Genomic DNA, 25,536 nt, shown 5'->3' with positions numbered 1-25,536 from the left:
AATTTAAAAAGTTGTTACTTGACGATTACTCGATATACTTCTATGCAACCGTCGGGGCACACAACCGCACAGTTGCTACACCCTATACACGAGTCGGGCCGGGCCATGTAGGCGAAGTGATATCCCCGGTCGTTGACCTCTTTTGACTGAAGCGCGAGAGTGTCGGTAGGACATGCCACCACACACAGGTCGCAACCCTTGCATCGCTCTTCATTTACCACTACGGCACCTTTTACTTTTGCCATAATCTGATTGTATTATCGTATATTTAAAAACGTTGAACAAGCAAATATAAGAATTAATTCCCACGTGTAACACCTTTTAACAAAACCTTAACCTATGGCACACAAATGCTTAAAATGTGCCATAACACCGCTTTCGCTGATAAATTAAACAGAAAAAAGGCTCTTTATATCGATATTTTAACAAAACGCAACATAAAAACGGGAAAAGGCAGCAGAGTGTATGTCCAGCTTATCGTGTCACTATAATCTTGACAGAAGTCAGGCTACCGTTTGTTCTTATTATATAGATGCCCGGAGCCATGTCGCTTATATCGAAATGCGTGCCGCGGCCGGTACGTGATGCCACAGCATGTCCGCCGAGGTCATACATTGTGAATCCGTCAATCTCCCGGTCGGCGATTATGCTTCCCGCGCAGTAACGTATCACTGCAGTGTCGGCTTGGGTCGCCTCGATGCCTGTAGAGCGCGAATCCACGTCGACGTTATACAAGCCGAGGGCGGCGTTTGGTGCATAAAGAAGCAGCATGCCTCCTTTGCCGTCAGTGGATCCGGGAAGATATTTTACGTCGCAGCCTTGGAATGCGTTGGTTGACATGCCTTTGTCGTCGCACAGACGCCACACCGTCCTGTGCTCTCTGAAATTGGAGGTATAGGATGGTGTAGCCATTATCTGCATGACGGTATTATCCTTTTCTTTAGCCACACCGTAGGCAATGAATCTGTTTCCGGATATCTCAAACATTGATATACCGGCACTGCCGTGAGCCGTAGGCGGTACTGCATCGCCACTGTCATCAAACGAACTTATAACCTCACATTCTCCGCCGTCGATAAAACGACAGAGCATGACCGACATCGTGGGTCCGGCAGGGGCCGTACGCCCCGTGTGCATGTAGAAGTACTCGTCGTCGACCGGATATACGCGCGCCAAGCCGAAACCGTTGAAGTCATTCAGGTCGGGAGTAAGCCATTTTATATCGGGCATAGAGGCCTTGGCGTGCTTTACCGAGCTGCCTTTTATGTTCCATCGGTGTACGGTGAAGCCCGTTGCTTTGGTGTCCACGTAGAAGTTTTCGGGTATGCTCCATAACGTGTATTCTCCGGAGGCTATGCTGCCGTCGACGGTGAAGAAGCCTCCTTGGTCGAAACCCTCGGGCATTGTCAGTGTTTTTATTTCGCGGGCGGTCACCTCGTCGGTGTCGGCTGTTATGCCGTCAAGGTCTATGGTGTAGATTGTCACTCGCCTCGGCGCTCCGTTATTGAGGCGCGATGTCGTGAAGTATATGGTGCCGTCGGCATCCTCGCGTATCCACGGCATCACCTCTTTTGCCGGATAGTCGCCTCCTCCGGGAGCGCGTACGAGCAGCAGTTTGTGCTCTTTCCCGGTCTTGAGGTCGTAACGTTCGAGCCACACTCGCGTCTTGTCGAGTACCCAGCCCGAGGTTGACAGACTGCCGCGGTTTATGTAGATGATGCCGTTGCGTACTACCGCACCGTGATTGTAGGTCTCGTTTATTTGTGCGTTGTTGCTGTTGGGGTGGTCGATTGATTTGAATATGTTGTTGCCGAGATTAAACGACCGCAGCCATAGTGAGGTGATGTTTATGTCGGTGTCTGTGTCGGGTTTGAAGGTTTCGTGTGCCGTTTCGTCCTTTAGAGTCAGGTCGGGTATATTCTCTTTTGCCGTACCGGTAAAGTCGAAGTATGTCCATTTGTCTTTTTGGGGTGCATATGAGCCTGTGGCGAAGTTGATGACGCGCCAATAGTATCTGCCCGATGTGAGGTGCGAGGGTTTCAGGGTCATTGTATGGCGCAGCCGATTGTCGCTTGCTTGTATCATCTTTGCGGTTGTGGCGCGGCTGAAATCGGGGTATAGCGACAATTGAAGCGATATCTGTCCGTCTTCACCATAGCATGTGAAAACATAGCTGCCGTTTGTGCTCGGACTCATGTTGGCTTGAGTTATTGCTGCATTGGACAGTAATGACATGACTATAGATAGTACAAGGAATGAAAGTTTTTTCATAAAGGATTGGTTATTCGTTGGTTAAATTAAATCTACTTCTGAATTGCGAGCAATAATATACAAATATATTCAAATGAATTAACTAATGCAAATAAATAAGTAAATATTTTTAAAGCCATTAACAATGCCTACTCTCAACTGGCAAGTGCAAAATTAGGGATTTGTCGGAAGAAAGCATTTTTAGGAGAGTCGAAATTAAGTTTCTTGCGAGGTCTTCGGATGATTTTGTGTTGGACTTTACGAATGAAAATAGACAAGTTTATTTTGCAGTGAAAGGATATAAAAAGCGATTGACAAGTTTATTTTGTTGCTTGCCAATCGCCTGTATTTAAGTTATTTATATCTTAAAATCGAGGAGGTTTTAGATCAATACTCCTCCTCGTTGAAGAATGGCTTTAACGCTGTATTTCAGTTATTTAACCCTTGCTAACCGACCTAAATACAAACATATTATGCCATTTGAGGTCATAAAACGCCTGTCCGGAATATTCCCATACAAACAAATCGGGGCATAGGTTGTCAGTAATACGAGCTGACAAAGATATATATCTGGCAACTATAAGGCTTATCCCAATCATCAGTGTGCTTCTCTAATTTGTATACCAATGAATACCCTTGAAGTTTGTCGCCAAACTCTTTTATTCTCTTACCGCGTGTTGCTTCCTGATAATAAGGGCTCACACATACGATTATGTTATTATGGGATTTATCTTCGTTTAACACCGATAAAACAGCATTGCCATCAAAATCATCTAAGTCTATTACATTGGAAAAAAGATGAATGACGGTTGTGGATTCCGGATTGATGTCATCTTTATTTATTTGGTTATCCTTTTTACAAACGGCTGATATTTTTGATTCACTAAAGAACGCATTTACATGGCCGATGCATCGTTGTAGATTTGTGCGTGAAGGTTCAATGAGGATAAAACCTTTGATGTGGTCATTATCAACATACCTCGAAGCCATATAATCTGACAAAACCATTTCAGCAATGCCTTGACCGCAGCCATAATCAATGACAGTAATGCCGCCTTCGTACCAAACTTTAGATGGTATCTTCTCGTATGCATGAAGCAATTTGGCTTGATGAATTTCGCCATACTTGGCTATGTAGGCATTTAGTTGACGAATATTAGTAAGGAGACCTGCTCCGTGCTCTAATTCGTCAATAAGCTTTTGCTGCTCTGTTTTTGAAAGCGAGGCAAACCACTCCTTTGCCTTTAGCAATACATTGGCAAAGGTTTGTGCAGATTTTCGAATGTTTGGTGTGTAGTTCATAGTTCAGATTATTAAGTCAGTAAGAGGATTTGTGGCGAATTCCTTATAATTTGCAAATGCCGAGGCAGAAGATGTGTTGGCATAGCAGTAGAGGCATCCGTGCGGGCAGGTGTTGTATGCGCCGATGTCTTTTGAGAGGATACAGCCGCATGCCTTTCGCTGCCCATTGTCAGTCTTGGCGTTATAAAGGAAGTTTTGCAAAATGGCATCATGAGGTGTAAGACGGCTTATCAATTCAGGGTCGATGCAGCGATTGTGCCCTATTCCATATTCTGAAAGGTCAATGCGTTCGGCGCACGTCGCGAGTCTGAGATTCCAGTTATCATGGTTCTTCGTCGAAAGTCGCGATGCGAATTCGCACATAGACTCTTCATCCCATTCGCGATAATTGATACAGCTTTGCCTTAGATTTCGCGATACTTTTTTATATGACTCAATGTCAGCGAAACTGAAAACGAGTTTTTCTGTATAGCCGGTCAAGGCATTGGCGATATGTGCGATTTTCTCAAGAAGAGTGTCAATATTGATTTTATCTGTGAGAATGAGTGGGTCAAAACGCCATACCACGGCTCCTCGGCCGAGAGCTTCAACTGCACGACGGAATGTTTCTATCCTCTGTGACAACGGAGGGACATTCTGCTCCAGCCCTTCAGCCTCGTAATCATTAAGCGTAAAATGGATATAACAGCCAATCCCTCGCTCCTTAAGCATAGGCAGATATGGCAACAGCGGAGCAGGATTCTTCGACCAGAAAACAATAAAACGTGTATTCTCGAATGAAACATAACTATCCTGCCCCGAGAAAGGATTCCGCCACCTGACATAACCCTTTTCAAGTCGACGGAAAAACCAGTCGGCATAAAATGCCGGAATGTCGGTACCCCTGCTCGCCGACACTATCACTGGTGACTGAGCTGAGACTTCTGTTCCGTTATCATCGCGTATGAATATGGCCTTATGTTTCATCATCTTAAAATTTCTAATGCACAAAGATACAATTCAATATGGGCAAGAATCCGACACATCGAAATTAAAAAGTTTTAAGACAGATGATATTCCTCCTCTATTGAGAATGTGCATAATTGCAATTAATTATATACAAACAAAAGTACTTTTCTCCTCAATTATACAAACAAATTTTGCCGTCTGAGACTATAAAACACCAGCCATACAAACAAATTACAACTGTTTATATGGCTGGTATCTAGTGTCTTATGTGAATTTCAGAAGCTCAATACTCCTCCTCGTTGAAGAAGAAGTCTTCTTTGCTGGGGTAGTCGGGCCATATGTCCTCCATGCATTCGTAGGTTTCGCCTTCGTCTTCCATTTCCTGAAGGTTTTCGATTACTTCAAGCGGAGCGCCCGAACGCATCGCATAGTCGATAAGTTCTTCTTTTGTGGCGGGCCAAGGTGCATCCTCGAGCTTTGATGCCAATTCCAATGTCCAATACATGATTATGAGCGTGTTTTTAGTTTATAATGTTGTCTTGAATTCTAATTAACAATCTTTGTCCCACAATATTTCATCAAACTGGTTGGCAACATTGTTAAAACGTGCAAAAACAAAGAGGAAGTCGCTGAGACGGTTGACGAATTTGAGCACATTGGGGTCGACATATGTGGTGTCGGCGAGGGCTACTATGCGGCGTTCGCAGCGGCGGCACATGGTGCGGCATACATGGGCTACAGCCGAACGGTGGGTGCCGCCGGGGAGTACGAAAGTATTAAGACGCGGCAACTCGGCATCCATTATGTCAATGTAGTGTTCGAGACGCTCTATGTCATCATGTGAAAGACCGCGGCACTCGGTTATGGCGTTGGTCGGATTGGGAGTGGCGAGATAAGAGCCTATATTGAAAAGTTTGTTCTGGATGCGGCGCAGAAGGTCAACATATTCAGGCTGCAGATTAGGGATTGCCACAAGTACGCCTATATTGGCGTTGAGTTCATCGACCGAGCCGTAAGCCTCGATGCGGATGTCGGTTTTCTTTACGCGAACGCCGCCCACGAGTGAAGTGGCGCCTGTGTCGCCTGTACAAGTGTAAACTTTGCTTTTTGTCATAATGCTGATCGGTTTAGTAAATGGGCGACAAAGATATAGAAAAAAAATGATTTCTACAACGAATTTTTAAGTTGCTGCTGGTCAGGACAAAATATGGTATTGTTTTTGATAACCGCTGCATTGTCGGGATGAGCGGTCAGGCGTCGTGTGCCATGGTGTGAGTGTCGGGGCGTTTAGCCGCGCATGTTTCGTGGATGATGGAGCAGAATCTCCTGCCGCAGCAGCCGTCGGTCCATGTGGAGGTATATCTCTGTGGTGGCTATCGATTCATGGCCGAGCATCTGCTGGATGGCTCTTAGATTGGCTCCGCCCTCAAGCAGATGTGTGGCAAACGAGTGCCGCAGCGAGTGGGGGCTTATGGTCTTTCTTATTCCGGCAAGTTCACAAAGCTTCTTGATGATGTAAAAAATCATGACTCTTGTCAGGTGACGTCCGCGGCGGTTCAGAAACAAGTAGCCCTCCTCGCCGGGCTTTATGTCAAGATCCGCCCGCTCTTCCAGATATAACCGTATTTCGCTGACCGCCACTTCCGACATGGGTACCATGCGCTCCTTTCCGCCTTTTCCTCTGACGATAATGTACTGTTCGTCAAGAAACACGTGTGCCATGTCAAGATTCACCAGCTCGCTTACTCGCAATCCGCACCCGTAAAGGGTCTCCATTATGGCCCGGTTGCGCTGTCCTTCGGGTGCTGACATGTCGATGCAGCTTATCATCTGGTCTATTTCGTTAACGGTCAGTATTTCGGGCAGATGGCGTCCCATGCGCGGCGTCTCGAGCAGTATCGTCGGATTTTCCTCAATGTAACCTTCGATTATCAGAAAACGGAAAAATGACTTTAGGCCCGATATGATACGTGCCTGTGATGACGGAGCTATGCCCAAGTCGTGAAGTTCGGCCACGAGATTATGCAGAGAGTCAAGGGTGATGTCGCGTAGTAATTCGGGCTCTTTACCGACATATTTTTTCAGTTTGTTCACGTCGTCGATGTAAGACTCGCGTGTATTGTCGGAGAGCCCTTTTTCGAGCATCAGATATGCTCCGTAGGCATCAGTCAGTTTGTCCCAGTCGGTTAAGACACGTGTTGTCATACGTCAATACCATAGAAGAAAGCTCTGCCTTGGCAAATGGCTGTATCCCACGATTACCGCGATATTGCCGTTGGTGAAGGTCATGCCGTGGTCAAGAGCGCCGTCAAGCGATGAAAGCAGGTCGGCGATCAGCCGCGATTTGGTGAGGTTGCGCAGTATGACCGTGCCGTTGCGTCCGAGCATGTCGAGCACAAAACTGTGAAGCCTGTCTTTCTCATCTTCGCTGTCAATGGAGTTGATGAGTATAAACGGACTTTTATCGTCGCTTAGCATGTCAAAATATGTCGATGTCGCTTCCGCAATGCTTCCGCACGGTGTTATGCGGTTGCCATAACGGTGTGTCACCTTATCATAAACGTCAGGATGAGCCGAAAGGCCGGGATATATTACGAGCCCGGAGCCTGATGACACGTCAAGCAGTGCCGTCGTCGATACTCCGTAAGAGGTGCCTATCTGCAGTATAGCCGCCGGATTGAAGAAGTTTGCGATGCGAAACAGCAGTTTGGCGTTTTTCATTGATATCACCCGCGGATGTCTTGCTATGTTGCGGGCAAGGTTGAGCGACATATGCCGCCTGAGCATAATCTCGGAGTACGCATAATATGGCAACCGCTCGTGCAGCACCCGCGTGATGAAGCGGTAGGCAAACGGCGAGTGTATGCCGAAGCCTTTGCTCCGCTTGTAGCGGCTCAGCGAGTTCATGTACAATCTTAACGGTTTCATTTTCGGGAGCGTTTCATGGGGAAGAAATAAAGAGCCATGGCTCCAAGTACCGACAGATATATAAGTATTATGGCTATATATGCTATTGTCGTGGTAGAGCTTATGGAGCCGGGTTCGAACCGCATGTCCACCACATGCTTGCCTGCAGGAACCTTTATGGCGCGCAGCAGATAATCCACTCTTGCCACAGGCACTTCTTTGCCGTCGACCGAGGCTTTCCAGCCCCATGGGAAGTAGACTTCCGAAAACACCGCCACTCCTCCGCGCGCAGTGTTGACGCTGTAGGTGAGCCGGTTGGGAGCGTATGTCGTCTCATATATGGTGTCGCCCGGCTCTTTCGGAGCTACTGATGTGCCGAGCATATCCTTAAACTTGTTGTCGCTGACGGCTGTAGTCGCCGGGTTTATGCTGTCAAGCGCACCCAGTTCATCATCGGCGCCGTCTACATATATTATGCGGTCCACGAGCCATGCGTTGCCCAGTGCGTCAGGATTGACAAAAGCTTTGTCGTCGCCTGTCACGATGTATTTGGCATTGAGCATATTGAGCACGTTCATGTCGGCTTGGCTTACGTTGCCCGACTGGAAGTTGCCGAGGTGACGGTCTATCATGTCCTGATAACGTGTCAGTTTGGCCGCATGATATCCGCCTATAGCCTTATGGCGATAAGATGGGGCGGCCTCGGCAAACCGCGGTATATCCATCACCCTGTAGTTCATAGCGGTGTCGGCGAGTATCTGACGGTCGGCGGCAGTGAGGGGGAACGGCTCGTCATGAGTAAGCCGCTGCGCCACAAAACTGTCGGTATCGAGGTAGCGTTTGTTGACCGAATACAGGTCGCCGAGTATTATGACCGTAATCAATACAAACATCACTTTCAGGTCAATCTTCTTGGTGAAGAAGAGGAATATACAACATGCTCCGGCAGCTACGATGAGGAAGCTGCGCAACGCGTCGTCAGAGACCATCGACATTCTTACGCTCTGTATGGCCGAGAACAGTTGTGGATACTGCTGTGCTATGCCGCCCACCACATAGGCCTCGTGTTCCTGAGCGCTAAGATATGAGCCGAATACCGAAGGCGCGGCTATGCCGAGGGCACATATGGCAAGACATAGTCCGAACGATATGAATATGGGGGTTTTGAACCGTTGCCACTCGTTGCGGTGGTCTACAAGCTCTTTAAGAGCAAGCATGGCGAGCAGAGGTATTGTGAACTCAGCCACCACGAGTATACTTGCCACCGTACGAAATTTGTTGTACATAGGCATGTGGTCTATCATCAGGTCGGTGAGCCACATCATGTTGTGTCCCCAAGAAAGCGCTATTGACAGTATGGTGACGATAAGCAGCATCCATTTTATAGGACCTTTGACTATTATGCAGCCCAAGATAAACAGAGCCATTATAAGCGCGCCCACATATACAGGGCCGTTGGTCATAGGCTGGTCGCCGAAGTATTGAGGCAGCTGCTGCAGATAGGCCGCCGTATCGCCGCTTATGGCTCCCGACTTCTGCAACTCTTCTGCCGCATCCGTTTCCGACAGGGCAAGCAGTTTGTTGCCACCTTTCTCGGGCTTTATTGTTGCTCCGCCTTTGACGTTGGGTATGAGCAGCGAGAAGGTCTCGCTCTTTCCATAGCTCCAAGCCGTTATGTAGTCCTTGTTCAAGCCTCCTGCGGAATTGACGCTTGCTCCGTTGCCGCCGTCGGACAATTCGCTGTGCGTGCCGCGCATGCTCTCCTTGGAATACTTGTATGTATTATAAAGGTTGGGGCTGTTGGCCGCCACAGCGAGTACCGCCGCCACAGCGAGCACTGCGTTGGCCTTCCACCAGCGTCGTCCTTTTCCTTGGCGAAACAGTATTATGCCGTAAGCTATGAAGAAGCCGGCCACTACCATGAGAAAGTAGTATGACATCTGGATATGGTTGCCCGATATCTGGAGCATGGCAAAGAGTGCGGCGGTAGCGCCTCCCGCAAGATACTTGCCTCTGTAGCACAGCACCATGCCGGCTATGGTGGGCGGTATGTAGGCGAGAGTTATGAACTTCCATATATGGCCTGCCCCTATGATTATTATGAAGTACGATGAAAAGCCGTATGCTATGGCTCCCGGAAGGGCCAGATACCACCTGACTTTCATAGACATCAGCAGTATGAAGAAGCCCGCCATCATCATGAACAGCAACCCGGCCGGTGACGGAAGCCACAGGCGGAAGAGGTCGCCGGCAAACCGTATGAGGCTGTTGGACGAGTAGGACGGGGTTATCTGGAAAGTGGGCATGCCTGAAAAAAGGGAGTTGGTCCACCATGATGTCTCGCCGGTTTCGGCTTTGTATTGGTTTACCTCATGGCTGAGCGCTATGCCCTGCTGTACGTCGTGTTGCATAAGGCCGTTGCCTTCAAACACGTCGGGATAGAAGTATACCAGCGACACAGCCGCCATTATTAGAACCGAGATGACACAGGCAAGTGCCGACTTGCTTTTCAGAAATTTCTTCATAGTCGTTGAATTATACGGCAAATTTAACGAAAAATCCCGTGATTATGCCCTTTCGTGCACAAATATGCTCCCATAAGGCTTGTTTGAGGAAAAATCCTTAACTTTGCAGCGTGAAAATGAGAGTGAACCGCTTGCTCAGTACGCTTCTATTATGCGTGTTTGTGAACTTCGTGTTCTCAAACACCGTGTTCATGCACTCTCATATCTCTGACGACGGCCGCACGGTCACCCACTCACATCCTTACATGCCGTCGGGCCATCACGCCCATTCGTCCGTATCGCTCGACCTTGTGGCTCAGTTCAATGCCTCGGCCGCATCGATGGAAAGCACATCGGCGGTTGTTGTGGACGGCGCGTATGTGCAGTGTAGTGAACTTGTATGTCGCGACATACAATCTTTCAGCCTTGCATGTGCCGGTGCATACACTCTCCGGGGTCCTCCCGTGATTGAATAGATACCTCTCCCCGTTTTGTAGACATCTATTCATCAACTTTTCACACAAAATCATGTTCAAAAAACTTTTTGTGGCGGCCTGTGCTGTGGCGCAGGGCTGCCTCGGCATGATTGCGGCTACCTCAGGAGCTGCAGTCACAGATGCCAATATAAGCGGCCATGTGGTCGATGCAGAGACAGGCGAACACATGCCTTTCTATTATGTCAGGATACTTGACACAAAATTAGCGACACTTACCGATGCCTCGGGGCATTATGTGTTTCGCGACCTTGCTCCGGGCGACTATACCCTTGAAGCCGTCTTCACAGGATATAAGACCGTGACACTTGACGTGCGTGTAGTCAAGGACCGTACCGTAGAGGCTAACTTCAGCGTGGTCCCCGATGCGTTTATGCTCGATCAGGTAGTGGTGACCTCGTCCAAGAGCGAGGTGAGGCGACGGGAGAGCCCGGCATTGGTCAATGTCATTACGGGTAAGTTGTTTGAAACGGTCGGAGCATGCTCGCTTGCCGACGGTCTTAACTTCCAGCCCGGTGTACGTGTCGAAAACGATTGCCAGAACTGCGGCTTCACACAGGTGCGCATAAACGGTCTTGACGGGCACTACTCGCAGATACTGATGAACTCAAGGCCTGTGTTTTCGGCATTGACCGGTGTTTACGGGCTTGAACAGATACCTGCCAATATGATTGAGCGCGTCGAGGTGATGCGTGGCGGAGGCTCCGCGCTGTTTGGCTCTTCGGCGATAGGCGGTACTATCAACATCATCACGAAGGACCCTATGACCAACTCGGCCCGCGTGGCCCACACCTTGTCGTCGATAGGCCTTTCGGGGGCGCTTGACAACAACACGACGCTTAATGCCTCGGTTGTGACCGATAACAACAAGGCCGGTATATTCATATACGGACAGTCGCGGTACCGCGACGGCTATGACGATAACTCCGACGGGTTCACCGAGATAGCGCAACTGAAAACACGCACCGTCGGAGCACGTGCTTTTGTGCGTCCGTCCGACATAAGCCGCCTGTCACTTGAGTACCACAACACGAGTGAGTACCGTCGCGGCGGCGACAATCTGGACCAGCCGCCCCATATGGCCATGATCGCGGAGCAGGCTGACCATGACATCCATGCCGTTGAAGCCACTTTTGACATATGGCCCGCTAACCGCCGTGATCATGTGTCTGTATTCGGGGCCATGCAGAATACCCGTCGTCAGAGCTATTACGGATCCGATATGGATCCTGACGCTTACGGACGTACCTCCGACATCGTTGTCACTTCGGGAGCGCAATGGACTCATCCTTTCGACCGGTTCATATTCATGCCTTCGGAACTTGTGGCCGGTGTGGAGTACTCGTTCAATCGCCTTCATGACGTCACTTTGGGCTATGATCATGACATACTGCAGAAAGTACATATATACAGCGGATATCTTCAGAACGAGTGGCGCAACAGCAGGTGGGGCTTTCTTGTAGGTGCACGTGTCGACAAGCACTCGCTTATCAGTGACCCGGTCATCTCACCGAGAGTCAATATACGTTACAATCCTGACGACAACCTTAACTTCAGGCTGTCGTATTCGACAGGCTTCCGCTCGCCTCAGGCCTACGATGAGGACTTTCATGTGGCTATTGTGGGCGGTGAGCGTGTGGTGACGGTGCTTGCCGCCGGACTTAAAGAAGAGAGTTCCCGCAGTGTCAGTGCATCGGCTGATCTGTATCATCGTTTCGGCAATGTTCAGACCAATCTGCTTGTAGAGGGTTTTTATACAGACCTGCGCGATGTCTTTGCTCTGCGTCAGCTTGAGGAGCCCGATGCCGCCGGCAATGCCGTACTTGAACGTTACAACGGTTCGGGCGCTCGTGTGGCGGGTGTCAATGTCGAGGCTAAGGCGTTCTTTTCAAGCCGTTTCGATCTGCAGTGCGGGCTTACGTGGCAACGTAGCCGCTACAAGCATCCCGAGGTGTGGAGCGACAATCCTGATGTGCCGGGTGAAAAACGCATGTTCCGTACACCGGACCTGTATGGCTATCTTACAGCCAATGTCGAGATAGTTCGTCAGCTCAAGGCCACGTTGTCAGCTACTTATACCGGACCGATGACCGTACAGCATCTCGCCGGTTCGGGCACACTTGTCGATGTGGCCGTGCGAACACCTGATTTTTTCGACGCTTCGCTGAAACTGACCTATACATTCAAGATATTAAACCGAGTCACGTTCGATGTATCGGCAGGAGTGAGCAACATATTTAATTCATATCAGGACGATTTCGATATAGGTCCGACACGTGACTCTGGCTATATATACGGTCCGGCTTTGCCGCGCTGCATCAATGCCGGAATCTCGGTTTCGCTCTGACCGTTGTGTCAGAACCGGGCGCCTACTACGAGACTGAGCGATTCGATGGAGTTCATGAATGTGTATGAACTGCCGAAATAAATGTTGCCGTCAAAGCGTCCGGTCAGCGAGGCGAAGAGGCTTCGGTGATTATAGACAACCGAAAACAAGCCGGTGACGTTGGTCGAAAACATGTCCTTTTTACCGTCGGTTGAATTTTCATAGGTGTGTCGGTAGCCTATGGCCGGGAGCACCGTGGCGTTGACAAGCCAGCGCCGCGGGTGCAACACCCAGTTGTAGGCGTATCCGCATATGATATTATAGTCTTTGTAGTGGAAAGTATAGCGGTCATGCTTTCCCGGCAGGTATGTGAGCATGTCCGATGGCAGAGCCGAGAAGTCGAGGTCTATGTTCTGCTTGTTGAAGTTTAGCCCCACTATAAGTGAACCGGCGCTTTTGAGCTGATACTTCGAGTAGCAGTAGGCTGCCGCCTGTGAGTACTTCCTGTGGTTGAAGAAGTAGTACATGTTGGCGCTGGTGGTCTCCTGTTTGACACTGTTGAAGTCAAACGAGTGACCTTGCAGGTTGAAATCGCCGAATTTTGTTATGCGTACTCCTCCATCGGTCGATGTGTAGTTTATCGAAGCGGCAAACAGCGCGCTTGTGAAACTGTAGTCCCAGTTTTTGCGTGAGGCTACGGGATTTCCGAACAGGTCGTTGGCATTGAAGGTATGGCCTACGTTCACTGCCATGAAACCGATTGACGCTCCTATGTCGCTGTATATCTCCGATATCATGTGCAGGCGTGTGTTGCCGGTAAACTGCATGAAGTAGCTTTCAGCCCAGTTATAGCTTTTACCGGTGATTTTCCAGTTCTTCCCGGTCGATACCACGTAGGTCGAGTCGTAGGAATTGAACGTGCGGTCGCCCCAGTCGTAGACTTTCAGGCAGAAGCGTGCGAATCGCGGGTAATTGATTGACGGGTCATGCAGCTTGAAACCGTTGTCAACCAGTTGCTTTATCCAGTTGCCGGAATGTTTTGGCCCTGATACGGGCATGATGCTGTCGGCCTCGGTCGCGCCAAGGGCGAGTGAAGCCGACGACATCAACAGTATTATTACAACGCGCAGTATGTGCACTTAAATCAATTGAGTGATAGTGATAGTACCCATGGCGGCTGTGCCGCATGGCAAACGGTATGCAAAGTAAATAAATTTATTTAATACATGGGTGTAAAAGGCGCATGTTTTACTAATAATGGAGTAATATCGCCTATTGCATCCGTAGTTTTTGAGGTGTCGAAACGCAGTACCGGGGCGCCTTTGCGCAGATCGCACTTTTTAAGGTCTATGTAATATATGCCTAAGTTGGTGGCTATGTCGAAGTAGTAGCGGCAGTCGCGCAGGTCCGCATAAGAACGCCATTGGGTCGATGATACATTGGCTTCGGTCTGTACCGTATAAAGATAAGGCACCGATACGTTGGCCATTATACTGCGGATTATGGCCAGACCCGTATTCAGGTCGTTGGTCTTCTCAACATGCTCTTGGAAGAAGTATCCGCGCACGAAGCGGTCGGGACTCTTCACAGTGCCCGGAAGCATGTTGGCTCCACCCACTTTCTGCCAATAATCGTTGATCGCTGTCATTGAAGGAAACTGCGGATCGTTGGTCATGGCCGGCATGTCCTGCCCCTCATAAACTTTTACGGTGCCGTGGTCAAACTCGAGTATGGCGCACCGGCCTTGCGCGTCGGTTATGCCCCAATGGAGTGTTGACACTGTGCCGCCGTCAAAAGTGGCTCCCGATATGCTGAAATTGTGTTCTTTGAGTACTTTGACCACTTCGGGGGTAGTGGCGTTCATGTCGAGGAGCCATCCGACAAACATGGACAGCGACATTCCCGGGCGTCCTGCCGTCTGTTCGTTGGCATATACGGTGCCTTTGCAGAACAGTCCGTTGATCACGAGTCCCTTTTCGTTCATGCCTTCGGTTATGCCGCCGTCATATCCCACGGCATATACGGCGCCGTATTTTGATGTCCATGTGACCGCTCCGGGTTTGTCATCGCCTTTCTTGAACATGCCGCGCGGATATACATACAAGTTGGTGGGTATAGGCGTTTTCCAGTCAAGTGAACGTCCTACTATGCGGAGCACATCTTCACCTGAAGCGGATGTAGTGTCGCCTACATATAATATACGTGAACAGGCATCGGACTTTGACGCCCCGAAGAGAACCGCCGATACAAGCAGACATGATAATACTTTAAATCTCATAACATAAAAAATTTACGATTTTTAATTTGAAACGCCTTTTGTCGCGGTTATGTTCATCATTAAAATATATTGACAATATTTATAAAATGCAAAAGATTTGTTATAACTTTGTCTCCGTAAAACGGACTCCATTTTACCACAGTAATGAACTATACATTTTTCGACTTTTTAGCTCTCCTTGGCTCTGTGTGCTTGTTCCTTTACGGTATGAAGGTAATGAGCGAAGGGCTGCAGAAAGCCGCGGGCGACCGTCTGCGCAACATCCTGTCGGCAATGACCCGTAACCGCTTTACGGGAACTCTCACCGGAATTGCCATTACAGCACTTATTCAGAGTTCATCGGCTTCCACCGTGATGGTGGTAAGTTTTGTCAACGCCGGCCTTATGACGCTCGGCCAGTCAATGGCAGTCATATTCGGCGCCAATGTAGGCACGACGTTCACCGCTTGGATTATAGCGCTGTTCGGCTTCAAGGTCGATACGTCGGTCTTCATATTGCCGCTTATAGCATGTTCAGTGCCGTTGCTTTTCAGCAAGAGGAGCCGTACAAAGTCCATCGGTGAGTTTCTTATAGGATTTTCGTTCCTGTTCATGGGGCTCAACATGATAAGCAACTATGTTCCCGACCTGCAGAGCAATCCCGATATGTTTGCGTTTCTTGAACGCTATGCCTCGATGGGCTATCTTTCGGTATTGCTTTTTCTTTTTGTCGGCATAATAGTGACGGCTATCATACAGTCGTCGGCAGCTACGTTTGCCATCGTGCTTATCATGTGTACAAAGGGGTGGATTACGTTTGACCTCGGATGTGCCGTGGTTCTCGGCAGCAACATCGGTACCACGATAACCCCGCTGCTTGCTTCAATGAGCGGAAATGTGGCCGCAAAACGTACGGCCATGGGGCATTTGCTTTTCAATATGCTGGGTGTGCTGTGGACGATGTGTGTATTCTATCCGTTTGTCAATCTTAATGTTTGGATTACCGAAGCCATGGGGCAGGGCAATCCCGAGTCATTGTTTGCTTTTGTCAATAATCTGGAAGCCACTGATCCGCAGCTTTACAACAGCCTGTTTGACGGGAGTCTGCCCGGCGAACATCCCGTGCTCGCCCGTATAGCCACCATGCAGTTCAGTGTGTCGTTCGGTATGTCGATGTTTCACACTGTGTTCAATCTCATAAACCTGTCTATAATGATATGGCTTACGGGAGTATATGTGAAGATTGTCGAAAAACTTGTGCCTGTCAAGCACAAGGAGGATGAGGAGTTTCAGCTCAAGTTTATATCCGGAGGTCTGTTGAGTGCCTCGGAGCTGAATATAGCTCAGGCCGAGAAGGAGATGACGGTATACGCGCAGCGTGTCAACCGCATGATATCTATGGCGGAGTCGCTTATACATGCCAAAGAGAAGAGCGAGGAGTTCTCGCAACTGTTCTCGCGGCTTGAAAAATATGAGGAGATTTCCGACCGTATGGAGATTGAGATAGCCAACTATCTCAACCGGTGTGCAGAAGGACGCCTGTCTAATGAAGGTAAGCTTCATATAGCAGCCATGCTCAACATTGTCAGTGAAATCGAGAGTATAGCAGACAGCTGTTTCGGATGCGCCAAGATATTGCTTCGCAAGCAGGAGAGCAGTGTGGAGTTTGACGAGCTGATTTACCGCAATATCGACACCATGTTCGGTTATGTAAAGGAGGCTATGGCCGACATGCTCATACTCCTCGGCGATGTAGAGAAGGTGCGCGAGGTCGACATAATACGATCTTACAACAAAGAGCGTGAAATCAACAATCTGCGCAATCAGTTGCGCTCCAACAATGTGGAGAACATCAACAACCGCGTATACGAGTATCAGTCGGGTATCTACTATATGGACATCATAAATGACCTTGAGAAGATGGGCGACTATATAATAAATGTAGTCGATACCATACGCGATCATTTCCGCCGTCATGCTATCTGATATCTTTACAAAGGAGTGGCAATGATGTTGCCGTTGTTACGATATCATTGAAGAACGGTTAAATATCCTTGTGGTGCTACAATCATGTTACCGGAGTTTGATTTAGTTAAAGGCTGTATCTATTTTTGTGTTATTAACATAGCACATTTATGACGGCTCAAGGCCCTCATGTGGATTCATTCATGAAGAAAATGCCTAAGACTATATCACATTCTCGCAAAACGGAAGTATTGCAGGACACACCCAAGCGGATTTTCATTGCCGATGAAGACCCGTTGATATGTGAGTTGATACGTTACAATCTTGAAGCGGACGGTTTTATCGTATCTGTGTTCAACAATGCAGATGACGCACTGGACGCCGATTTCACATTGTACGACCTCTTTCTCATAGACATAACGATGGACGGATTGAGTGGAATAAAGGTGGCGCAGTATCTTAAACAGAACAAGGCCACGTCACGTACTCCTCTTATATTCTGTGCGAGTCTTAGCGATGAAAGCGAAGTTATAGACGGACTTGACAACGGTGCCGACGATTACATACTGAAGCCGTTTTCCATGAAAGAGCTTAGGTCGAGAATTAATACATTGTTGCATCGCAACGTATATTAGTGAGCATAGATGACACCGATAGCACTTCCTGCATGTTATATAGCCGGACGCAATGAAGCGGGTTGCGACGAGGCCGGGCGAGGATGTCTTGCCGGACCTGTATATGCTGCCGCCGTTATATTGCCCGATGACTTCCGACATCCTTTTCTCAATGACTCCAAGCAGCTTACAGAGCGTCGACGCGACATACTGCGTCCGATAATAGAGGCCGAGGCTGTAGCTTGGGCCGTAGGCGTGGTAGATGCCGCCGAAATTGATGAGATAAACATATTGCGTGCCTCCATACTCGCCATGCACCGCGCTGTAGAGGCGCTGTCCGATGTGCCCGGGGCCATAGTTGTGGACGGAAACCGGTTCACTCCTTACAAAGACATTCCTTATGAGACTTTTGTGAAAGGCGACGGACGCTACGGCAATATAGCGGCCGCTTCAGTACTTGCCAAAACCCACCGCGACGAGTTTATGCGCCGCATACACGAGGAGTATCCGCAATATAGATGGAATGTCAACAAGGGCTATCCGACCAAGGATCACCGTGAGGCCATAGCCGATTACGGACCTTCGCCTTATCACCGTATGTCATTCAGGTTGCTTGATACACAACTCACCCTCTTCTGACCATAGCCGAAAGAGGGTGAGCCGTTTTATGGAGCGTGTTATACGTGACTATCTGTTTACGTAGACTTTGTATTCGCCCGGCATGAGCGACGAGGGAAATGCTTCAGTCGCACCGGTAAAGAAGTTTATAGTGGTTTCGTTGGGTGCGGGAGCGTTGCCGGTGTATTTTACTTCGGCATTTTCATTGCCGAGATTGACAAATACATATACACATGTATTGTCGACGGCGCGGCTGAATATGTACAGATTGTTGTCGGTTGTTGGATAGCGAACCATTTCACCCCCGTTTATACCTGCCTGCAGAGCGGGCTGTGTATGTTTCAGGTGATTGAGTTTCTTGTAAAATTCGAAGTAGCTGTTGCGGGGTTCCCATGTGGGGGGAGTGTCCTTTTTGAAAAACTCGAGGGCGCGGTTGAGGCCCGTCTCTTGGCCGGTATAGATGAGCGGCATGCCCGGAAGCGTGTAGCTGAGCACTGCAAACGCGTCGGTTAGATTGCCGAGACGCTCCTGTTCGGTGCCCTCCCATGAGTTGAGGTCATGGTTGGTTATCATATTCATCAGGTAGGTGTCGCGTGGATATTCGAGGTCCTGCAAGGAAAGCAGCGAGTCTATGTCCACGGCATGTTTTTTAGGGAACGTGCGCATGTTGCCTTGTGCGTCCTTGAATGTATATTGGCCTGCGGTGGCGGCTATTTCGCTGAAGAGGTCTTTCATAGGCCAGTTGTAGCCCATGTTGAAGCCGTTTTTCTGTAGCTCGGGTTTGCTTGCTTCGGCAAGCATGAATACTTCCTTTACGGAGTCGAGTTGCGGACGGGTCTTGTCCCAGAAGTCGGTGGGCACTTCGCCGGCCACGTCGCACCGGAAACCGTCGACATCGGCCTCTGTGAGCCAGAATTTGAACGCGTCGACCATAGCGGCACGCATATCATTGTTGTCGTAGTCGAGTTTGTAGACGTCGGTCCAGTCATAGGGTCCGTACATCTCGCCCGCTTCATTTTTTGCATACCATTCGGGATGTTCGCTGACCCAAGCGTTGTCGCGGCCTGTATGGTTGGGCACCCAGTCGAGTATGACTTTCATGCCGAGGTCATGGGCTTTTTTTACGGTGTTTTTAAATTGTTCTATAGTGCCGAACTCAGGATTAAATGCCTTGTAGTCGCGCACGGCATAGTAGCTGCCGAGCTCCCCTTTTTTACCGTCCTGTGATATAGGATATACGGGCATGAACCACAATATGTCGACGCCGAGTTCTTTTAGGCGTGGAAGCTCCCTGTCAAATGCCGTTATTGTGCCGCTGTCGGTGTATTGGCGCAGATTGACTTCGTAGATTACCGCGTTGCGGCTCCATTCGGGCTGTTTTACGGTGGTAAAGGTGCTGTCGGCGGAAGCCTGAGCTTTTTCTGACTTTTTCTTCTGTGTGCATGCAGCCGCTATGAAAGTGAACACACCGGCGGCAAGGAATAGAAACAAAATTTTTTTCATCTTTAAATCGCTTGATTATATGGTTAACATCACAAAGATACATTAAAATTCGTATATTTGCATGTCTCTATTAATTAAAGCCATAAATCGATGAATGTAAAAATGAAAATCACGGCAGCCATATTGCCGGTGATGATGCTGGCAGTTGCAGTCACGTCAAGGGCGGCTGTCACGGTTGACAGTGACAACTGTACGGTCACGGCAATTGCCGCCGACGGCCGTAGAGTTACGGTAAGAGCCGTTGACGATTTTATAATCCATGTGACAAATACCGCGCCGGGAGAAACCGCCGCCGTAACACAGGCCGTAGTGATGCCGCGAAATAAATGTGAAGGTACATTATCTTTAGGTCCTGAATCGGCAGTCATGACGCTTCCTTCAGGGCTGACGGCTACCGTCGATGCTGAAAGCGGTGCGGTGGTATTCGGCGCTGAAAGCGGTATCCTGCTTAGCGACGACGGTATGCGCGAAACCGCCGGCAACGAGCGTGTGCTTACTCTTGTGCCCGGTATGCCCGGACGCTTTTACGGTGCCGGCGAGCGCGGTCACAGCCTTGCGCTCGACGGTGACACTTTGGTTATGTACAATCGGCAGAACTACGGATATACCGAGGGCGATCCGCGTATAAGCCAGATGAACATATGCGTGCCCATGTTTGTAAGCTCACAAGGTTACGGGGTATTTTTTGATGATTATGCCGCCGCCCGGTTGACACTCGGCGATACGATAACTTACTCGACCGAGAATAAAGCTCCGGTTTCATATTATATGATTTACGGCGGCGGTACGATGGCGGGAGTCACCGACCGATACTCGGCTCTGACGGGTCGTCAGCCGCTGCCGCCGTTCTGGTCGCTCGGCTATATAACGTCAAAGTACGGTTACAAGACCGAATCCGAGACTCGCGGGGTAATCGACACGCTTAAAACAGCCGGATATCCTGTCGACGGTGTGGTGCTCGACTTGTACTGGTACGGCAAGGAGACCGACATGGGGCGGCTTGAATGGAACAAGGAGCAGTGGCCGCAACATGCAAAGATGCTTGCCGACCTTAAAAAAGATGGTGTGAACACTGTCATAATATCGCAGCCTTATATTAATAAAATCGGGGCTATCGACAATTATAACCTGCTTGCATCGCAGGGTATGTTGACAAAGAATGCGGAGGGAAATATAAACGACGTCACCACATGGGTGGGCGAGGCCGGTATGTTTGACGTGGCCAATCCCGATACCCGCCGCTGGCTTCGCGAGCGTTATCGTAAGCTGACCGACGAAGGTGTGGCCGGCTGGTGGGGCGACCTCGGTGAGCCGGAGGTGCATCCCGAGACCATCGTGCATGCCAACGGTGAAACCGCCCGTGAGTACCACAACGTATACGGCAATGTGTGGAGCTCGATAATATATGACCTGTTCCGCGACGAGTATCCCGACACACGTCTTATGACGCTCATGCGTGGCGGCACTGCCGGATTGCAGCGTTACAGTGTGTTTCCGTGGTCAACCGATGTGTCGCGTTCATGGGGCGGTCTTCAGCCTCAGGTGAAGATTATGCTTAACTCCGGACTGAGCGGTCTCGGCTACATGTCGCATGACGTAGGCGGGTTTGCCATTGACGAAACAGCTCCGATTGATCCGGAACTTTATGTGCGTTGGGTGCAGCTCGGCGCATTCTCTCCCGTACTGCGCACTCACGCCCAGCGTTTCGCCGAGCCGTACTGCTATCCCGAACAAGCCGATATTCTGCTTGATCTCGTCAAGACCCGTTACCGTTGGTTGCCTTACAACTACACTTTGGCTTATGAAAACTCGGCCAAAGGCTACCCGCTTGTGCGTCCGCTGAACTTTAACGTGGCGGCCGACTCGCTTCTTGACAATGTCACCGACCAATATCTGTGGGGCGACGAGGTCATGGTGGCTCCGGTGCTTGAAAAGGGGGCAACGTCGCGCAGTGTCATAATACCTTCCGGCGAGTGGGTCGACTACAACAATCCGTCAGCCACATATGTCGGTCCTGACACAATCGTCTACGAGGCTCCGCTTGACGTACTGCCGCTCTTTGTGCGAGCCGGCGCTTTCATACCGCAGGCTGATTATGCTATGGAAAATACCGGCGATTACGATGTCTCGCGCTATGCCGTGCTGTACTATCCGCGCGGCGACGTCGACAGCGAGTATATAATGTATGAGGACGACAGGATGTCGCCGTCATCGTTGGCAAGTGAACAGTATGTGCTGATTTCATTTGCCGGAAGTTCCGATAGCGGCCGCACCTTGATTGAGATAAATGCCGATGGAGCATATGCCGGAGCGCCCGATGTGCGTGAGTTTACATTTGTGCTGCCCGGTATGGCCGGGGCTTACAGCGGTCTGTTTGTCGACGGCAAGCGTCAAAGTTTCATGGACGATGAAAAAGATTGCATTTTTAAAATTAGATATGCTGCATCTAAACCATTGAAAATAGAACTGTTAAAGAAAAAATAAAAATATTTTTCAAAAAAAACGTCGGGACATATGAACCATTTATGCGCCCCGACGTTTTATAGGTACATAGCAAAATTACTTTTTCCATTGCAAGAAATGTGATAATGATTGGTTTATTATCAGGCAAGGCGATACCGGGATGGCATCGCCTCGCTTATTTTATGTGTATGCCCGAGCCGCAGACTCGGATGGCGCCGGCGATGCCACATACCCGGAACCCCGGCAGGAAATAGTGAATCAGTGGCAAAACCCGGTTGAAGTGTAAAATGCAACAGGCATGTAGGGGCGCCAGTAGTACGGCGCCCGCGAATCCGGATGGCCATACGGGTTGTAGCCTGACGCCGTACTACTGGCGTCCCTGCAACAAACATAGTCGTTGTTTAACAACCGTATTTTTACATTGGTCCGAAATAATGTCGATGATTCGCGATCAGTCATTTGGCATCCAGTCGCAGAAATCCATTCCTGACACCAACATCGATATGCTTAACCGTGATGCATTGACCGACTTCCGAGGCGAAGTGCGTCATTGGGGCTTGGTTTCACATCTTGACAGCGTGAGCGATGAGGATTTTTGTAAAGGTGTCGGAATCACCGACCATTCCGGCCAACTGACTTACGGCGGTCTGATAATGCTTGGCAAGAGTCCTTACACCTTCAACTTCGTTCCGACATTCTGCGCCGATTATGTCGAGATACCCGGTACGGGTCTGGAGGCAATGACTAAAAACTATACTTACCGCATCCCGGAACAGCAGAATCTTTGGGAAGCGAGCCGCGTTATTCTTCGTCGCCTCCGCACACTCGTCAATACTCCGATGGTTGGTATCAACGAGCGAGGACAGTCGGTAGAAGATTTCTCCGAGTATGACATACTACGCGAGGCAATGGCGAATCAGATGGCTCATGCCGACCACTTCAGCCCACGACGGAGTTGCATCCATGTTTTTGACGACCGCATCGAATTCCTAAATCCCGGCGGTATGCCGATGCCATTGGATGTAATGGAAAGCTCGTTTGAATCCCAGCCTCGCAATCCGGTGATAGCAAAACTATTCCGTCTTGCACATCTCTCAGAAAATCTCGGCTACGGACTCCGTAAGCTCAAGCGTTGGCAAGAAGTAACCAATCGCCCCATGCATATCGAGACAACAATTAATTCCGTCAAAGTAACTTTTGACCTACAAACCCGCGAAGCGGAAAAGACGGATGTCGCTAAAAATGTCGCTAAAAATTTAACCGAGCGGCAGCAGCAAATCATAGCTCTCATCAGCGAGAACCCGCAGACCACAAGAGCAGAAATAGCCTTCACAATCGGTGTTGCCACGAAAACAATCGAGCGCGAACTCGCCGCTCTATCCGATATAGTCCAGTATGTCGGTTCCAAGAAAGGTGGCCACTGGGAATTACAATACAATATATAACAAATATAACAATTATGCCAATTAAGGATTTCTATAACTCTCTACATTCAGATATGAAATCTATTCTTGAAAAAGCACTTTAAGAAGATGATTTGAATGATGTCGCTATTGCGCATTCATTCATGAGTGATTTTGGAGTAAGCATTTTTATGGTGGCTGCCGAGGAATGCGGATTTTCTTGCCCTATTATCACAGGGTCACGAATTTTTGTTGTAGCTTTGCATATGGCAACACTCTATAAGATACTGATTCTATGTGTTGGTTTTGCTCTCTCCAACAACCTCAGGGCGCAAAGTCGGTTGCTCATATTAACCTTAAAAGTCTGCAAGCTATGAAGAAATCAATCGTTCTTATCGCAGTAACTTTTGTATTGCTTACTTTCGTGTCATGCTCAATAGGATATAAAAACGACGGTAAAGAAGTGACATGGCACACATGGAACGAAGGTAGCGGGCACAATTCACAAAAGGTTGATGCCGACCCCGAAACATTTGAGATATTGAACGATGATTATGGCCGTGATAAAACATACGCATTTTATCGGGGGGATATCATAAGAGGAGCGGACTGCCAATCATTTAGAGTCTTGGAAAAAGGATTTGCTGTCGATAAATTTAACGTATATGATGAGGGGGTGTTGATGAAAGGAGCCGACCCGACCTCTTTCAAGATTCATTCTTATGAGTTGACCGAGGACAAAAAGGACTTTTATAACAATGGCAAAGCGCTAAATGTCAGAGATAAATCATCATTCGAAATTTTGAAAGATAAATCAGGTGAAAATACAAGTTGGGGAAAAGATAAGAATAATGGATATTATTTGAATGGAACGGTTATTCCAAATATTGATTATGCCACATTTCATCCCATAGACGCTGAAAGGCCGATTCAATCAGGGTGCTATGCCGCTGATAAATATAGAGTATTTTTTATGGGGAAGGAGATTCCGGAGGCTGATCCGGCGACATTCAAAGAGGTGGATTTCTATATAGGACAGGATAAGCATAGAGCCTACCAAAGAGAAATGCCTACACAGATAAAAGATTACACTAAGCTTTCTCAAATAGGAAGATTGATGTATTCTGACGGAATAAATATTTATGATTTAGACTTTCATATACTGCAGGATGCTGATGTCGCAACGTTCGAGCATATTTCCGACAACTGGTATAAGGATGAGTCACACGTATGGTGGAGTAATAAATTGGTTAACGGTGCAGATCCAAAGACATTCCGACCGGTACCGGTCTCATCATATTATTCCGGAAATAAAGGAACTATGGGAGGCGATTTCAATTATGGAAAAGATGACAAGCATGTATTTTGGAACGATTCTATAATTCCCGGTGCCGATGCAGCCAGTTTTGAAAAGGTAGATTTCCCGGATGGTGACAGTTGGACTGTATTCGATCGTAACCGTGTGTATAAAGGCAAAGATTCTCCGAAACTCAGGGAATATCTGAAAAAGAAATACGGCAAATTATATGAATAAGTGGCAGAAGATTGCAGGTATTATAGCTTTTGGAGCGATTGGCATTTGTTTTGGATGCAATCGTTCCATAGATTATACTGATGGCGAAAGGGTTGTATATTCCGATTTGCCAAAAGAAGTTCAGGACACGCTCATTTGGTGGGGAGAACATACGATAATTTCAATAGATGATACTGTCTATGTTGAACTGCCAGATATAATCTGTTATAAGTCGGATTATTCATTTCTACGCTCAACTTTCGGCCCTTGGATAATATCGCGCAGAATAAAGCGCAATTCTGACGGAAGAGAGTGGCGTTTTTCAGGGCGTATAAACATCCCGACACCAATTGTTGCGATTGGTGACACAATATATATTCCTTCGGAATACAATCTTGTTGTTAGTGCGGGAGTTGACAGTAATGCGGTTTTTATACGGCAGATTCTTAGATGAATCATAATTGAGATG

General features: G+C 48.6%; 21 protein-coding genes. 9 read left to right on the top strand and 12 right to left on the bottom strand.

The window, feature by feature from the left end; genetic code table 11:
• Positions 1 to 14 precede the first annotated feature (14 nt).
• The 9 genes from FW767_RS00575 to FW767_RS00535 all read right to left on the bottom strand — a co-directional run bounded on the left by FW767_RS00575 (position 15) and on the right by FW767_RS00535 (position 9,932).
• Complete coding sequence (locus FW767_RS00575) at positions 15 to 245, bottom strand: 4Fe-4S binding protein (RefSeq protein WP_121698058.1); 231 nt, start codon at positions 243 to 245, stop codon at positions 15 to 17.
• 229 nt (positions 246 to 474) lie between these two features.
• Complete coding sequence (locus FW767_RS00570; RefSeq protein ID WP_147438682.1) at positions 475 to 2,271, bottom strand: T9SS type A sorting domain-containing protein; 1,797 nt, start codon at positions 2,269 to 2,271, stop codon at positions 475 to 477.
• Positions 2,272 to 2,790: 519 nt separating this feature from the next.
• Positions 2,791 to 3,552, bottom strand: a complete 762-nt coding sequence (locus tag FW767_RS00565; RefSeq protein ID WP_121698060.1) for a hypothetical protein — start codon at positions 3,550 to 3,552, stop codon at positions 2,791 to 2,793.
• A gap of 3 nt (positions 3,553 to 3,555) precedes the next feature.
• A complete protein-coding gene (locus tag FW767_RS00560) occupies positions 3,556 to 4,518 on the bottom strand; it encodes a DUF1848 domain-containing protein (RefSeq protein WP_121698083.1) in 963 nt (320 codons plus the stop codon).
• Positions 4,519 to 4,783: 265 nt separating this feature from the next.
• Positions 4,784 to 5,005 (bottom strand): DUF2795 domain-containing protein, encoded by a 222-nt coding sequence (locus FW767_RS00555; protein ID WP_121698061.1) that lies wholly within the window; start codon positions 5,003 to 5,005, stop codon positions 4,784 to 4,786.
• A gap of 45 nt (positions 5,006 to 5,050) precedes the next feature.
• Positions 5,051 to 5,614, bottom strand: coding sequence for a cob(I)yrinic acid a,c-diamide adenosyltransferase (locus tag FW767_RS00550; protein WP_121698062.1), 564 nt, complete (start codon positions 5,612 to 5,614; stop codon positions 5,051 to 5,053).
• Between the two features lie 173 nt (positions 5,615 to 5,787).
• Positions 5,788 to 6,705: a site-specific tyrosine recombinase/integron integrase gene (gene xerA, locus FW767_RS00545; RefSeq protein ID WP_121698063.1), complete on the bottom strand. Its 918-nt coding sequence runs from the start codon at positions 6,703 to 6,705 to the stop codon at positions 5,788 to 5,790.
• 3 nt (positions 6,706 to 6,708) lie between these two features.
• Entirely contained in the window at positions 6,709 to 7,428 is a 720-nt protein-coding gene (locus tag FW767_RS00540) for an O-methyltransferase (RefSeq protein ID WP_147438683.1), read from the bottom strand.
• Positions 7,425 to 9,932: a glycosyltransferase family protein gene (locus FW767_RS00535; protein ID WP_121698065.1), complete on the bottom strand. Its 2,508-nt coding sequence runs from the start codon at positions 9,930 to 9,932 to the stop codon at positions 7,425 to 7,427. Before FW767_RS00535 ends, FW767_RS00540 begins: the two co-directional genes overlap by 4 nt.
• 116 nt (positions 9,933 to 10,048) lie before the next feature.
• Here FW767_RS00535 and FW767_RS00530 point away from each other — a divergent pair, with 116 nt between their 5' ends.
• Both FW767_RS00530 and FW767_RS00525 read left to right on the top strand, forming a co-directional pair.
• Positions 10,049 to 10,387 (top strand): hypothetical protein, encoded by a 339-nt coding sequence (locus tag FW767_RS00530; protein ID WP_121698066.1) that lies wholly within the window; start codon positions 10,049 to 10,051, stop codon positions 10,385 to 10,387.
• Between the two features lie 52 nt (positions 10,388 to 10,439).
• Positions 10,440 to 12,752 carry a TonB-dependent receptor gene (locus FW767_RS00525; protein WP_121698067.1) on the top strand — a complete coding sequence of 771 codons (2,313 nt, stop codon included), beginning with the start codon at positions 10,440 to 10,442 and terminating at the stop codon, positions 12,750 to 12,752.
• A gap of 8 nt (positions 12,753 to 12,760) precedes the next feature.
• Here the strand turns inward: FW767_RS00525 and FW767_RS00520 are convergent, their stop codons facing one another.
• Both FW767_RS00520 and FW767_RS00515 read right to left on the bottom strand, forming a co-directional pair.
• The gene (locus tag FW767_RS00520) at positions 12,761 to 13,837 is read right to left on the bottom strand and encodes a DUF4421 domain-containing protein (RefSeq protein WP_121698068.1); all 1,077 of its coding nucleotides are present in this window, start codon (positions 13,835 to 13,837) and stop codon (positions 12,761 to 12,763) included.
• A 113-nt stretch (positions 13,838 to 13,950) separates the two neighbouring features.
• A complete protein-coding gene (locus tag FW767_RS00515) occupies positions 13,951 to 15,009 on the bottom strand; it encodes a linear amide C-N hydrolase (protein WP_121698069.1) in 1,059 nt (352 codons plus the stop codon).
• A 144-nt stretch (positions 15,010 to 15,153) separates the two neighbouring features.
• Here FW767_RS00515 and FW767_RS13430 point away from each other — a divergent pair, with 144 nt between their 5' ends.
• From FW767_RS13430 to FW767_RS00500, 3 genes are all read left to right on the top strand, one after another.
• The gene (locus FW767_RS13430) at positions 15,154 to 16,974 is read left to right on the top strand and encodes a Na/Pi cotransporter family protein (protein WP_121698070.1); all 1,821 of its coding nucleotides are present in this window, start codon (positions 15,154 to 15,156) and stop codon (positions 16,972 to 16,974) included.
• A gap of 149 nt (positions 16,975 to 17,123) precedes the next feature.
• On the top strand, positions 17,124 to 17,588 hold the full coding sequence (locus FW767_RS00505) for a response regulator transcription factor (protein WP_121698071.1): 465 nt from the start codon (positions 17,124 to 17,126) through the stop codon (positions 17,586 to 17,588).
• 9 nt (positions 17,589 to 17,597) lie between these two features.
• Positions 17,598 to 18,206, top strand: coding sequence for a ribonuclease HII (locus FW767_RS00500; protein ID WP_121698072.1), 609 nt, complete (start codon positions 17,598 to 17,600; stop codon positions 18,204 to 18,206).
• Positions 18,207 to 18,254: 48 nt separating this feature from the next.
• Here the strand turns inward: FW767_RS00500 and FW767_RS00495 are convergent, their stop codons facing one another.
• A complete protein-coding gene (locus tag FW767_RS00495; RefSeq protein ID WP_121698073.1) occupies positions 18,255 to 19,688 on the bottom strand; it encodes an alpha-amylase family glycosyl hydrolase in 1,434 nt (477 codons plus the stop codon).
• Positions 19,689 to 19,778: 90 nt separating this feature from the next.
• Here FW767_RS00495 and FW767_RS00490 point away from each other — a divergent pair, with 90 nt between their 5' ends.
• The 4 genes from FW767_RS00490 to FW767_RS00475 all read left to right on the top strand — a co-directional run bounded on the left by FW767_RS00490 (position 19,779) and on the right by FW767_RS00475 (position 25,521).
• Complete coding sequence (locus FW767_RS00490) at positions 19,779 to 22,172, top strand: TIM-barrel domain-containing protein (RefSeq protein ID WP_121698074.1); 2,394 nt, start codon at positions 19,779 to 19,781, stop codon at positions 22,170 to 22,172.
• 419 nt (positions 22,173 to 22,591) lie between these two features.
• The gene (locus tag FW767_RS00485) at positions 22,592 to 23,596 is read left to right on the top strand and encodes an ATP-binding protein (protein ID WP_205523754.1); all 1,005 of its coding nucleotides are present in this window, start codon (positions 22,592 to 22,594) and stop codon (positions 23,594 to 23,596) included.
• A 331-nt stretch (positions 23,597 to 23,927) separates the two neighbouring features.
• Positions 23,928 to 25,088: a DKNYY domain-containing protein gene (locus tag FW767_RS00480; RefSeq protein WP_205523753.1), complete on the top strand. Its 1,161-nt coding sequence runs from the start codon at positions 23,928 to 23,930 to the stop codon at positions 25,086 to 25,088.
• The gene (locus tag FW767_RS00475; RefSeq protein ID WP_121698428.1) at positions 25,081 to 25,521 is read left to right on the top strand and encodes a hypothetical protein; all 441 of its coding nucleotides are present in this window, start codon (positions 25,081 to 25,083) and stop codon (positions 25,519 to 25,521) included. Before FW767_RS00480 ends, FW767_RS00475 begins: the two co-directional genes overlap by 8 nt.
• Positions 25,522 to 25,536: the final 15 nt, after the last annotated feature.

Origin of the sequence: Heminiphilus faecis (genome assembly GCF_008728965.1) — a bacterium.
GTDB classification, from domain to species: Bacteria; Bacteroidota; Bacteroidia; order Bacteroidales; family Muribaculaceae; genus Muribaculum; species Muribaculum faecis.
Note: the sequence above shows the minus strand (reverse complement) of the source record. Positions and strands in the feature narration are given on the sequence as shown.